This is a genomic window from Rhizobium phaseoli (assembly GCF_003985125.1).
Lineage (GTDB): Bacteria > Pseudomonadota > Alphaproteobacteria > Rhizobiales > Rhizobiaceae > Rhizobium > Rhizobium phaseoli.
In genome coordinates this window covers 108,072-120,527 of the sequence record NZ_ML133573.1, presented here as the reverse complement: position 1 = coordinate 120,527, position 12,456 = coordinate 108,072, and the positions used below count along the sequence as shown (strand labels likewise).

The 12,456-nt window shown below is 61.1% G+C and carries 10 protein-coding genes and 1 pseudogene; 2 read left to right on the top strand and 9 right to left on the bottom strand.

Translation table 11 applies throughout. The features are described 5' to 3' along the window. Window positions 1–137: 137 nt before the first annotated feature. The 6 genes from queF to EFD56_RS17050 all read right to left on the bottom strand — a co-directional run bounded on the left by queF (window position 138) and on the right by EFD56_RS17050 (window position 7,473). The gene (gene queF / locus EFD56_RS17075; RefSeq protein ID WP_004671571.1) at window positions 138–602 is read right to left on the bottom strand and encodes a preQ(1) synthase; all 465 of its coding nucleotides are present in this window, start codon (window positions 600–602) and stop codon (window positions 138–140) included. Further along, a complete protein-coding gene (gene emfA, locus EFD56_RS17070; RefSeq protein ID WP_004671573.1) occupies window positions 602–1,516 on the bottom strand; it encodes a CDF family cation efflux transporter EmfA in 915 nt (304 codons plus the stop codon). Before emfA ends, queF begins: the two co-directional genes overlap by 1 nt. Window positions 1,517–1,698: 182 nt before the next feature. Next, window positions 1,699–2,376 (bottom strand): DUF2161 domain-containing phosphodiesterase, encoded by a 678-nt coding sequence (locus tag EFD56_RS17065; protein WP_085742979.1) that lies wholly within the window; start codon window positions 2,374–2,376, stop codon window positions 1,699–1,701. Window positions 2,377–2,390: 14 nt separating this feature from the next. Further along, window positions 2,391–2,630, bottom strand: a complete 240-nt coding sequence (locus tag EFD56_RS17060; protein WP_010008830.1) for a hypothetical protein — start codon at window positions 2,628–2,630, stop codon at window positions 2,391–2,393. Between the two features lie 125 nt (window positions 2,631–2,755). Beyond that, complete coding sequence (locus tag EFD56_RS17055) at window positions 2,756–4,945, bottom strand: anthranilate synthase (RefSeq protein WP_037140579.1); 2,190 nt, start codon at window positions 4,943–4,945, stop codon at window positions 2,756–2,758. A gap of 269 nt (window positions 4,946–5,214) precedes the next feature. Next, complete coding sequence (locus tag EFD56_RS17050; RefSeq protein ID WP_085742980.1) at window positions 5,215–7,473, bottom strand: TonB-dependent hemoglobin/transferrin/lactoferrin family receptor; 2,259 nt, start codon at window positions 7,471–7,473, stop codon at window positions 5,215–5,217. Window positions 7,474–8,031: 558 nt separating this feature from the next. On the opposite strand from EFD56_RS17050, the gene EFD56_RS17045 reads away from it, so the two are divergent. Further along, a complete protein-coding gene (locus EFD56_RS17045; RefSeq protein WP_225881594.1) occupies window positions 8,032–8,706 on the top strand; it encodes an extensin-like domain-containing protein in 675 nt (224 codons plus the stop codon). Between the two features lie 56 nt (window positions 8,707–8,762). On the opposite strand, the gene EFD56_RS32940 is transcribed toward EFD56_RS17045, so the two are convergent. Then, window positions 8,763–8,990: a hypothetical protein gene (locus EFD56_RS32940; RefSeq protein ID WP_184332579.1), complete on the bottom strand. Its 228-nt coding sequence runs from the start codon at window positions 8,988–8,990 to the stop codon at window positions 8,763–8,765. Window positions 8,991–8,998: 8 nt separating this feature from the next. After that, complete coding sequence (locus EFD56_RS17035) at window positions 8,999–10,678, bottom strand: formate--tetrahydrofolate ligase (protein ID WP_085742982.1); 1,680 nt, start codon at window positions 10,676–10,678, stop codon at window positions 8,999–9,001. Between the two features lie 155 nt (window positions 10,679–10,833). Here EFD56_RS17035 and EFD56_RS17030 point away from each other — a divergent pair, with 155 nt between their 5' ends. Further along, complete coding sequence (locus EFD56_RS17030) at window positions 10,834–11,364, top strand: TIGR00645 family protein (protein WP_004671586.1); 531 nt, start codon at window positions 10,834–10,836, stop codon at window positions 11,362–11,364. A gap of 11 nt (window positions 11,365–11,375) precedes the next feature. Here EFD56_RS17030 and EFD56_RS17025 read toward each other — a convergent pair. Continuing rightward, a pseudogene (locus EFD56_RS17025) lies at window positions 11,376–12,305 on the bottom strand (COG3904 family protein); the annotation flags it as partial. Between the last annotated feature and the right edge of the window lie 151 nt (window positions 12,306–12,456).

The following is a 12,456-nucleotide window of genomic DNA, read 5'->3' as shown; positions in this document are numbered from 1 at the left end:
CTTCAACAGGTAAGGAATGTGCGGCAATTGGTATTCGATTGCCGCACCGTATCCCGGCCCTTCGCTTAAGCTCCGGGCGTTCGCCACTGCAATCGATCCACTGGATTGATTGCTGCCGCCTTTGGCGGCACCGTGGCTCACCCACGTCCGCGATAGGTAGCAACGCCCTGCTCCGGCAGCCACACGCCTTCCGGCGGCTTGCCGGTCTGCCAGAAGACGTCGATCGGAATGCCGCCGCGCGGATACCAGTAGGCGCCGATCCTGAGCCACTTGGGATCGAGCAGTTCGACAATGCGCTTGGCGATATAGATCGAGCAGTCTTCGTGAAAGGCGCCGTGATTGCGGAACGAATGCAGGAACAGCTTCAGCGACTTCGATTCCACCAGCCATTCGCTCGGAATGTAATCGATGACGATATGGGCAAAATCGGGCTGTCCGGTCATCGGGCAGAGGGAGGTGAATTCCGGCGCGGTGAAACGCACGACATAATCGGTGCCAGCATGGTTGGACGGCACTTTTTCAAGCACCGCCTCCTCCGGTGAATTGGCGGTTTCGGTCTGCTGGCCCAGCATCGACAGGCTGGAAACATCGGTATTCGGCATCATGCCTCCTTGACGACTTTGACGCGGATGCCATGGGCCTTTTCGCCCTCCGGCTCCACATGAATGGCTATTTTGGCGCCCTCATGCACGGTCCTGATGGCATCCTCAAGGCGGTCGCATATATCATGCGCCTGCCGCACGGACATAGTCCCCGGCACCACCATGTGAAAATCGATGAAAGTGACGGTGCCCGCCCGCCTGGTCTTCAGATCATGCACACCGATCGAGCCTGCCGCATGGGTGGCGATCGCCTGCTTGATCGCTTCTTCTTCCTGCGGGGTGACGGCCTGGTCCATCAGACCGCCGATCGATTGCGAGATCACCTTCCAGCCCTGATATAGGATGTTGACGGCAACGAGGATGGCAAGCACCGGGTCGAAGATCGCATAACCGGTGGCAAGCGCCAGCAGCAGGCCGATGAGCACGCCGACCGAGGTCACCACGTCGGACATGATATGCTGCCCGTCCGCAGCCAGTGCTGCCGATCGATATTTGCGCCCTGTCCGGATCAACAGCCGTGCCCAGACCGCATTGATGACGCCGGCCGCGAAATTGATCGCCAGGCCAAGTACGGGCGCATCGAGCATGCGCGGTTCGGCGAGATAACCGATCGCCTCGTTGACGATCAACAGCGCCGCGACCACGATCAACGCGCCCTCGGTGACGGCGGATAGATATTCCGCCTTGTGATGGCCGAAGGGATGGTCGTGATCGGCGGGCTTCTGCGCATAGCGGATAACGAAGAAGGCAATGAAGGCGGCAACGACATTCACCGTCGATTCAAGCCCGTCCGACAGCAGCGCCACCGATCCGGTGACCCACCAGGCCACCATCTTCAAGCCCATGACGCCGAGCGACAGCGGGATCCCCCACATCGCCAGATTCCGAACCGTAAGATCGCCGTGGTCGCTCATATCGTCCTCCTGCGGTTGCGAATGAATTGCAGGATCCAAGCCATTGAAATGCAAAACCGCCCGCGCGAATATCGCGCAGGCGGTGGGGTTGAGGGTGATATGGGCGATGATGCCGGATTTGTCAAAGAGAATGACGCGTCGTTCACAGCTGCCGCCCGCCACGGAAAAGCAGTGGCGGCAAACTATAGGGAATCCGGAGCGGGATCGGCGACAGGCTGCGGCCAGCGCAGGAGCGCGGCCTGCCCGGCCGGCGTCAGCGCGTAGACGCCCTTCTCCTTGCGCTCGAACCATCCATAGACATTGTCGAGCAGGATCCGGCCTGCATTGGGCGTAAGCGCCTTCATATCCCGCGGCCGCGCTACGCCCTGGTCGAGCGCCGCCGCGCAGAGCAGCGCCTGTTGTCGATAGGCCGTCATGATCGGCGCACGTGAGCCGCCGCCGACGGCAGGATCGCCGCGGCGGCGCTGGTGCTCCCTGACGAGGCGCGTGCGCCGCTTCGGATTGGTGCGCGGCATCGGCGAGACGGAACTGACGATGACGCTGACCTCGCCGCCGTCGGAGACGCCGAGCATGCCGATGCCAAGCCGCCGGCAGAGGTCGCGGTAGCGTTTATCGGCTTCCCGCCCGCGCCCCTTCGCCGAAACGCGCGCCGCGATCCAGACTTCGTCGCTCATCGACGCCCGGTCGACCGCCTGGAGCAGAAGTTCGAGATTGAAGGAAAGCTTGAGTTCGCAGATCACCACAACAGGCGGCTCACTGTCGCTTAAACCCACGAGATCGCATCCGCCGACCTCCCCCTTGACCACATAACCCGCCGCTTCCAGAAACGCTTTGACCGGCAGGTAGAGTGAGGTCTCCATCAGAAAATAGCGCCTCAGGCAGCGTTGAGATCAGCAATCTCACCATATCGTGCGAGCAATCGCGGCGAGGTCATGTCGCCGGTCTCCTCGTCGACGATGACGGCATAGGCCGCGACGCCGACGAAACGCTCAGCCATCGCCGAGGCGATCTTTTCCGCGCTGACGGCATTCGACGCCTGCCGCATTTCGCCCGGCACGAGATTGCCGCGGTTCTTGCGGTAAGGAAGGACGATGAACTTCTCGGCATTGGCCACGGCGATAATTCCCGGTTGATCGTTCCGGAAATGTTCTGATTTGTCCGATAAAGTCAACCAGGCTCTGCCGTTGGAATGCCCGCCCCGCCCCTCCCGCAAGCAGGAAGGGCCAGGGGCAACTGCTGTCAGGCAGCCTTGGTCTTCACCTTGCGCGCCAGATGCGCGACGACATTCTCGATCATCCGCATGCCGGCATCACCGCCGAGCGTCATGATCGATTCCGGGTGGAACTGCACCGCCGCGATCGGCTCCTTGGCGTGCTCGATGCCCATAATCGTGCCGTCCTCACTCTCTGCCGTGATGATAAACTCGGCCGGCAGCGTCGAGGGATCGGCGAAGATCGAGTGGTAGCGGCCGACCGTCACCTCCCTGGCGAGGCCGGAGAAGACGATGCCCGGCTCCAGCACACGGATGCGCGAGGGCTTGCCGTGCATCGGCAGCGCCAGATGGCGCAGTTCCCCGCCATAGGCTTCGGCGATTGCCTGAAGGCCGAGGCAGACGCCGAAGATCGGCAGATTGCGCGCGCGCGCCTTTTTGATCGTCGCCTTGCAGTCGAAATCCTTGGGCGTGCCCGGCCCGGGCGACAAGACAACGAGATCCGGATTCAGACGGTCGAAAAGCTCCTCCGGCACCGGCGTGCGCACGGTCGAAACCGTGGCCCCCGTCTGGCGGAAATAATTGGCGAGCGTGTGGACGAAGCTGTCCTCATGGTCGATGAGCAGGATGCTGACGCCCTTGCCGACGCTCGCGACGTCGCGCTGGATCTTGCCGGAATTGCCGGTCTTGGCGTCTCGGATGGCGGAAAGCATGGCAGAGGCCTTCAATTCGGTTTCGGCTTCTTCTTCGTGCGGGTCGGAATCGTTGAGCAGTGTCGCACCAGCGCGCACTTCGGCGATGCCGTCTTTGATGCGCACGGTGCGCAGCGTCAGGCCGGTATTCATGTCGCCATTGAAGCCGACCATGCCGATCGCTCCACCATACCATGCGCGCGGGCTCTTTTCATGGCTCTCGATGAAGCGCATCGCCCACAGCTTTGGCGCGCCGGTGACCGTCACCGCCCAGGCGTGGCTGAGGAAACCGTCAAAGGCGTCCATGTCGTCGCGCAGCCGCCCCTCGATATGGTCGACCGTGTGGATGAGACGCGAATACATCTCGATCTGCCGGCGGCCGATCACCTTGACCGAGCCCGGTTCGCACACACGGCTCTTATCGTTGCGGTCGACGTCCGAGCACATGGTCAGCTCGGATTCGTCCTTCTTCGAATTCAAAAGCTTCAGGATCTGTTCGCTGTCGGCAATCGGATCGTCGCCGCGTTTGATCGTGCCCGAGATCGGGCAGGTCTCGATGCGCCGGCCGGAGACGCGCACGAACATTTCGGGCGAGGCGCCGACCAGATATTCCTGATTGCCGAGATTGATGAAGAAGGAATAGGGCGACGGATTGATCGCCTTCAGCCGCTTCGAGATATCGGAAGGCTTGCTTTCGCAGCGCTCCATGAATTTCTGCCCGGGCACGACCTCGAAGAGATCACCCTTGCGGAAGCTTTCCTTCGCCTTGACGACGAGCTCAGCATATTCGCCCGGTCGATGGTCGCTCTTCGGCGGAATGGCATCCGTGTGCTGGAAAGGCTCCGGGGCGATCTGCTCGGCCTTGCCCTCGGTCGTCACGCCGCCTTTCTCGAAATCGTAGCGGTCGATCCAGGCTTTGGCGGCGTAATTGTCGACGACCAGGATCTCGTCCGGCAGGTAGAGCACCATGTCGCGCTGGTCGGAGGGCCGCTTCAGCTTCAGATCGATCGCGTCGAACTGGAAGGCGATGTCGTAGCCGAAGGCGCCGTAGAGCCCGAGGCTTGCGTCCGCCTGCGAATAGAAGAGGTCGGTGACGGCGCGCAGCACGGTGAAGACCGTCGGCATCTTCGAGCGCTCTTCTTCGGTGAACACCCGGTCCGGCGCCTTGACGGAAAGGTCGAGCCGGCGGACGGAGGAAGCGCCGAGCACAAGGTCGGGCACTGTCTGCAGCCGCTCGGTGACGAAACCGAGGAGCACTTCGCCGCGCTCGTTATAGGCTTCGATCCAGACGTCGCGCCCGAAAGAAGAGATGCCGAGCGGCGGATCGACGACGGCGGTATCCCAGCGCGTATAGCGGCCCGGATATTCGTAGTTCGACGAGAACACCGCGCCGCGGCGCTCGTCGAGCTTGTCGACATAGGAAGAAACCGCGTCGCTGTAGGGGATCGCCCGCCGCTGCCGCGTGACTGATATCCCGCCCTTGGTCTCGTAGATTTCCGCACCATCATCCCGCAGGATCGTTACCATAGTTCCACTCCGTTATCGGGGCCCGGACGACAGGCGGCGATAAAACAAAAAAGCCGCCTCGAAGTTTCGGGCGGCTCACTCGTCGTCGTCTTTGGACACGATTGGTCGAGGCCGCCTCAGCGAGCCCACCACCAAACAGCAATGTTCAAGGACTTGATCATGGAAAAATTGTTAGCCTGAGATCAGCCGCCGCGCAAGAGGCGATCGCACGAATGAAAAAGGGGGCCCCGAACGCCGCCCCCTCCCCAGCCTTGACGGTGTGCCGACAATCAGAAGGTCTTGGTGAGCGAGACCTTCAATGTGCGGCCAGGCTCTGAATACCAGTCGCGCGGCTGCGACGCCGTCGCCGAGTTGAGATTGACATCGCGCACCGCGAGCGCGTTGAAATATTCCTGGTCGAAGATGTTGTAGACGCCCGCTTGAACGCGCAGGCCTGGCAGCTGTTCCGGCGTCCACCAGCCGGTCAGGTCGACGATCGTATAACCGGGCGCATCGAAGGTCGTGTCGGCGGTATTGGTGATCGGTGTATTGAGGTGGTCGGTCAGCATGCCGGCCGAAAGCGTCGAGGAAAGGTCGAAGCCGAAGGTCTCGTTGCTCCAGCCACCACCGATGATCGCCTTGAACGGCGCCACCGAGCGCAGCCGCTGCGTGGTCTCTTCATTCCTGCCATAGGCATAGGCAAGCGAAGCATGCAGATTGACGCCGTTGTTGAACGTCTTGACGGCGCTGGCTTCAATACCCGAGATCGTCGCCGCCGCCACGTTCGTGTAATTGAACTCCGTGAAACCGGTCGCGTCGACGCTCGTCACCGTTTCGATGAAGTTCTGGTAGCGGGTGTGGAAAAGCGCGATCCTTCCGGTGACATCGCCCGTGTCAATATTGGCGCCGACTTCGATGCCGCGGCCGATTTCCGGTTCCAGATCAGGATTGCCGAGCTGGGCGTAGCGGCCAGTGGGGTTGTAGAAGCGGCTGTAAAGCTCGTCGACGGTGGGCGCACGGAAGCCGACCGCCAGCTGCATATAGAGCTCTACATCAGGCGTCAGGTCGTATGTCGCAAGGATCTTCGGCGACATGGCGGCTTCCGTCCGGTCGCGAAGATCGCCGAAACGGGTAAGGCCAGTATTGTTGGCAAAACCGCCGCCGCTCGAGGGATCGTAGTTGAACCAGTCGAAGCGGAAGCCGGGCGTCAGCGCGAAGCCGGTATTGCCGATCTCGATCTTGTCTTCGATGATAAGCCCAAGGGTCTGGCTGTCGACATTGGGCACTTCCGCCTGGTTGTTCAGCGACGGGCAAGTCGTCGACGTGGGGCACAGAGCCCAGCTATATTGGCTCCAGCGAGAGAAGCCGACATCGAGGCCTATGCGAACGGAGTGATCGAGACCGGAATATTCGAAATCCTTCGTCGCAGTGCCGCTGAAGCCCCAGGTTTCGTTTTCGATCTGGTTGTTGCGGCCATACGCAACATTCGCGGTCGTACGGCCCCCGCTGCCGGCTTCCTTCTTCAAATCCAGCCAATAAAGCGTGGCGCGCGCACTGCTGAAGAACGCGTCGGAAGACTGCGCTTCATAATCATAATCGAGCGATACGCGGTCGCGGTCACGCCGCTCGCGACCGTCATAATTGTCGATCATGAAGTTGCGCGGGCTGGTGCCGCCCTGAAGGTGGCGCAGGTCGGTTTCCAGGTCGCGGCGGAAGCGTTCCGCCGTCAAGCCGATGCGATGACCGCCTTCCAGCTCCTGGCGCAGTTTGAAGAGCAGGTTGTTCTGGTCGAAATCAGCCGGATTCGCTTCGGTGCGAAGAGCACCGTAGCTGTCGTTATCGCCCATATTGTCGCGTTCGTGACCCTTGCGGTAGCCGCCCTGGAACAGGATCGAGGTGCCGCCGATCTGCTTGGCAGCGGCGGCCGAGCCGGAGAGGCTGCGGTCTTCGCTGTCATAGGTCGACTTGACGATCGCGCCCCAGTCACGACCCTCAGGGACCAGATCTTCCGGCTCCAGCGTATTGAGAACGATGGCGCCGCCGAGCATGCCCGAACCGCCCTTGCTCGAATCCGCGCCGCGCACGATGTCGAGCGAGGAGAGTGAGTCGAAATCGGAAGTGTCGCCGCCGCCATTGGCGTTGGCCGGCGCAAAAGCACCCTGACGCGAGCTGTTGGAAATATAAGGAATCGGAATGCCGTCGATGGTGGTCAGGATGCGTGCGCCGGAAAGGCCGCGCAGGTTGAAGCCCGCATCGGCGCGCGAGTAGTTCACGCCTGCATCGACCCTGCGGCCGATGTCGCTATAATTGGTCACCTGCTTCTCTTGCAACTGCTTGGCGGTGACCTCGCTCGCCAGCGGCGTGTCGGCGACGCTGCCCGGCGCCACGCGTTTGCCCTTCACGACGATCTTCTGCAGGACGGTGCTGTCGTCGGCGGTCGCCTGCGGCGTGGCCGCCGGAGCGCTTTGCGCCAAAGACTGCGAAATAGGAAGAACAGCTGCAACTGCCGTGCAGACCAATAGAACCGAGCGCCAATGCCGGACGATCATAACCTACCCTCTCATGATGATTACCGGGCTGGCTGGTCGTGGCGTCGAACGCTCGAGGGGCTGGCTGGGCTTTTGCGGATGAAGGCGAAGCAGAATTCCGCCTCCTATTCGCCGCATAAAAAACATGACTATAATTGTCAACATAAAGCGACGATTTATCTTGAATAGATCAATCGAGTTTTAGCGATCCCTCGAAGCGTTGCGAAAATGCAACGAAAACCGCCATGATGCGTTATTCCCTCCGCTATCGACATGACGGAACCGGATGCGTTGAGAAAACTTTCGATACTGGCGATCCTTCTCGCCGCAACCGCCATTCTTGCCGGCGCTCGTCTGCCGCTGCACGGCCCATTGCCTCGGGCTAAGCCGGAGCCCGCAGAGACAACCAGCCCTGCACCGCTGCCTGATAAGGCCGAACCGCCTGCACCGGAAGATGTACCCGCGCCCCAGCCGAAGCCCGATGCGAAGGAGCCGGAAGCACCGGCACAGGACCGGCCGCCGGCGCCCCAAAGCGAACCAGGAAAGTCCGAACCTTCAAAGCCCGCGCCGACTGAGCCGATGCAAGGCCCGCCGCTGCCGCCGGCCGGGTTAAAAAGCCCGCAGACACCTGAAGAAGAAAAGCCGCCCGCCGAGCAGACGCTTGAAGAGCAGCATCTGACGATCGAACCAGAAAGCGATGCCGAACACGCCGAATGCACGGCAGCACTGCAGGCGCTCGGCGTCCTCTTCAAGGAAACGCCACGCATCGACGACGGCAACGGCTGCGGCATCGACAAGCCGATCATCGTTTCCGAAGCGCTTCCCGGAATCAAGCTGAAGCCGGAAGCGACGATCCGCTGCCCGACCGCACTCGCCTTGGCCCGCTGGATGAAGGAAAGCGTCGTCCCGGCCGCCTCCGCCGCCCTGTCGGAACAGGGCCGCATCATCACCGTCAACCAGGCAACGTCCTATATGTGCCGCCTGCGCAACGGCGCCGAAACCGGCAAAATCTCCGAACATGCGCGCGGCAATGCCATCGACATCGCAAGCTTCCATTTCGAGAAAGGCGAAGACGTCGCAGTCCGCTCCCGTCGCGAGGACTCGACGCTGACCGGCGCCTTCCAACGCACCGTCAGCGCCGCCGGCTGCCTCTATTTCACCACCGTGCTCGACCCGGAAAGCGACGCCGCCCACGAAACCCATTTCCATCTCGACGTGATCGAGAGGAAGGGCGGCTATCGTTACTGCCATTGATCATTCTGTGGCTGCGTTCCTCGCTTGAATCGTGCAGGGAAATACCCAAATCGAAGCTACAACAGGGTGAAGCGGATCGGCAGCAAATGAAAATCGTAGCGAACATTATCGCGGTTCTCCTGATCGTCGCTGTCGGCTTTATCTTTACCGGTGAACTCCATTGGGGCTTTGCCATCGGAATTCTGTTCCTCGGCATGCTGCAAAGCCTTTTCATCTGGCTGTTTATCGACCCAGACTTTGAAAAGCGCCGGGAGCGGCGTCTGGTCGAGCGTTTTGGAAAACACTCACCAGATCAGAACAACCCCTCGATATAGCCCTGGTCGTTCAGAAAAATCCGCTCCGCCGAGGGTGATTTCGGCAGGCCGGGCATCGTCATGATCTCGCCGGTAATGGCGACGACGAAGCCGGCGCCGGCCGAAAGCCGCACCTCCCGCACCGAGACGATATGGCCTTCGGGCGCACCGCGCAGGTTCGGATCGGTGGAGAAGGAATATTGCGTCTTCGCCATGCAGACCGGCAGCTTGCCGTAGCCCTGCTCCTCCCAGCTCTGCAACTGGTCGCGCACCGCCTTGTCGGCCGTCACCTCGCCGGCATGGTAGATCTTCGAGGCAATGATTTCGATCTTCTCGAACAGCGAAAGATCGTCGCCATAGAGCGGGTGGAATTTCGCCTGGCCGGATTCGGCCAGTTCCACCACCTTGTGCGCCAATTCCTCGATGCCGGCCGAACCTTTCGCCCAGTGCTGGCAGAGGATCGCTTCGGCGCCGAGCCGGGAAACAAATTCCTTCACCGCCGCGATCTCGGCTTCGGTATCGGAGACGAAATGGTTGATCGCGACGACCACGGGCACGCCGAAACGGCGCACATTGGCGACGTGCCGACCAAGATTGGCGCAGCCCTTCTTCAGTGCCGCGACATCCTCCGTGCCGAGATCCTCCTTCTTCACCCCGCCATTCATCTTCAGCGCCCTGACGGTCGCGACGATGACCGCCGCATCCGGTCTCAGCCCGGCCTTGCGGCATTTGATGTCGAAAAATTTCTCGGCGCCGAGATCCGCCCCGAAACCTGCTTCTGTTACGACATAATCACCGAGCTTCAGCGCCGTCTTCGTCGCCGTCACCGAATTGCAGCCATGGGCAATATTGGCGAAGGGACCGCCATGCACGAAGGCGGGATTGTTCTCCAGCGTCTGCACGAGGTTCGGCTGCATCGCATCCTTGAGCAGCACCGCCATGGCGCCATCGGCCTTCAGATCGCGCGCATGCACCGGCGTCTTGTCGAAGCGATAGCCGACGATGATGTCGCCGAGCCGCCGCTCGAGATCCTTGAGATCGGTGGCGAGGCAGAGGATCGCCATCACCTCGGAGGCGACGGTGATGTCGAATCCGCCTTGGCGCGGGAAGCCGTTGGCGACGCCGCCGAGCGAGGAGACCATGCTCCTCAGCGCCCGGTCGTTCATGTCCATGACCCGCCGCCAGGCAATGCGGCGAATGTCGATGTTCTCTTCGTTGCCCCAATAGATGTGGTTGTCGATCATCGCCGCCAAGAGATTGTGCGCCGAGGTGATGGCATGGAAATCGCCGGTGAAATGCAGGTTGATGTCTTCCATCGGCACGACCTGCGCATAACCGCCGCCGGCCGCTCCGCCCTTGACGCCGAAGCAGGGACCGAGAGAAGCCTCGCGTATGCAGATGATGGCCTTCTTGCCGATCCGGTTCAGACCGTCGCCGAGCCCAACCGTCGTGGTCGTCTTGCCCTCGCCCGCCGGCGTCGGGTTGATCGCCGTGACGAGGATCAGCTTACCATCTTTCCTGCCCGCCTGTGCCGCGATGAACTCGGCGCTGACCTTGGCCTTGTCGTGACCGTAAGGCGCGAGTTGCTCGACCGGTATGCCGAGTTTCGCCCCGATCTCGAAGATCGGCTTCTTGGCCGCCGCGCGCGCGATTTCGATATCGGATTTGATCGACGGCATGGATGCTCCCCTCCCGAGCTCCGCGCTGGCGGAGCCGACATTTCCTCTTCATCGGGATAACGAAATATCGGCAGGGTGTGAATAGCGCCGCGCCTTGCGGCTGCCACGCTGGGCGTTTATGTGGCGGTCAACGTTGCCGTCCACAGGGTGAAAATATGAAGTCTCTGGAACTCATCATCGAGCGCGTCATCCTGTCGAGCCGTTGGCTGCTCGTCGTCTTCTATATCGGTTTGGTGCTGGCGCTTGCCGTCTATGCGGTTTCCTTCGGCTATAAATTCCTGAAGATCGCCTCCGGCGTCTTCGACCTCGATGAGGCGGAGATGATTCTTGCCATGCTCGGACTGATCGACGCAGCTCTCGTCGCCAGCCTGATCGTCATGGTGATGATCTCCGGCTACGAGAATTTCGTCAGCCGCTTCGATGAAGCAGGCGAGGCCGACAACGAGGTCTCCTTTCTCGGCAAGCTCGATTCCGGCAGCCTGAAGATCAAGGTCGCCTCCTCGATCGTCGCCATCTCCTCGATCCACCTGCTGCAGGTCTTCCTCAACGCCGACAAATATGCCGATGGCAAGATCATGTGGCTGACGCTCATGCATCTCGCCTTCGTCGCCTCCGCCGTCATGCTCGGTTTCCTGGAGAAGCTGATGAGCGTGACGTCGAAGAATGACCTGAAGGACAAGGCTTAGCCGCCCGAGGGGGCGGCCGCCGGCGCCTCGGCTGGCGGATGGCCATGGCAGACAGCCTCGGCCGGCGCATCCGGCGCGCAATGCGGCATGCCGGGCCATTCGTTGTAAGCCAGCATATCCGTCATCAGTCTGATACGCAGTGCTTCCGCGGGTGGTACGATCTTGATGCTATCGGGTGTGGCGCTCATCATGTGATCGATCACGTCGTCGTCAACGCCCATTTCCTTCAAATAGGTCGTCAAGGCAGCGATGCTCTTCTTTCCGAGCTTCGTGGAACTGGTCTGCCCCGCCACCTTGCGCCCGACCTCTTTGCGAGAGATTTCCTTCTTCTTGCCGTTCACGATCTTGTATTCGATGCGGTAGGAAATGCGCATCCTGTTATAGATCGTCGTGATCTGATGCACGCCGATGAACGCCCATTGCGATGCGACGCGCGAAGTGCCGCCGGCAAAGGCCAGCGGACAGGCGGAAAAGCAGTATGCACCGGCCGAATAGGTGTAACCGATCGAGCTGCCGTCCTTGGCGATAGCAGCGTCGCAGCGCGGATCAGCCGTTGGGCAACCCTTGAGCCGCGTGCCGCCGACCGCCGTTTCCAATCCAGCCTTGCGAATCATCCGGCCGATGGCATAGGCGGCATCGACATCGCCGCCCTCCGAACGGAAGACGACCGGCAGTTTTCGTCCGCCCGCCGCCTTGAGAATTTTCTTCAGCCGAGCCGGCGTGTCGGAGGTTATTCGTCCCTCCGCCGATATCCATTCCGGACAGTTTTCCTGGCAGAGAAAGCTGCGGACGATGACGAAGCGCATGGGCGGCTGCGCAGCCTGCTTCGGTTGCTCGGCGGCCTGCGAAGTTGCGGTTCCAATCGGCAAATTCAAAAGAAGAAAAGCAAGTAACGGCAGAAAAAACAGAGACTTCAGACGAAAGCTATTCGCAAAGCGCACGATCAAACCGCCCCGGTTATATATCATAATAGACTTAGCAACTGCGTTAAACGGCAGCAAGGCGGATTTCGGCGTCCCTCGCCGCCCAGGCTCTTTCCCCATGATTCTCTTCCTATCTTGCGTCGAAGATATCCACAGCTGCCCCGTATCA

Bases quoted from the DNA above. Each gene is read 5' to 3' on its own strand.
- queF (WP_004671571.1), bottom strand. From the start codon at position 602: ATGCCGAATACCGATGTTTCCAGCCTGTCGATGCTGGGCCAGCAGACC.
- emfA (WP_004671573.1), bottom strand. From the start codon at position 1,516: ATGAGCGACCACGGCGATCTTACGGTTCGGAATCTGGCGATGTGGGGG.
- EFD56_RS17065 (WP_085742979.1), bottom strand. From the start codon at position 2,376: ATGGAGACCTCACTCTACCTGCCGGTCAAAGCGTTTCTGGAAGCGGCG.
- EFD56_RS17055 (WP_037140579.1), bottom strand. From the start codon at position 4,945: ATGGTAACGATCCTGCGGGATGATGGTGCGGAAATCTACGAGACCAAG.
- EFD56_RS17050 (WP_085742980.1), bottom strand. From the start codon at position 7,473: ATGATCGTCCGGCATTGGCGCTCGGTTCTATTGGTCTGCACGGCAGTT.
- EFD56_RS17045 (WP_225881594.1), top strand. From the start codon at position 8,032: ATGCAAGGCCCGCCGCTGCCGCCGGCCGGGTTAAAAAGCCCGCAGACA.
- EFD56_RS17035 (WP_085742982.1), bottom strand. From the start codon at position 10,678: ATGCCGTCGATCAAATCCGATATCGAAATCGCGCGCGCGGCGGCCAAG.
- EFD56_RS17030 (WP_004671586.1), top strand. From the start codon at position 10,834: ATGAAGTCTCTGGAACTCATCATCGAGCGCGTCATCCTGTCGAGCCGT.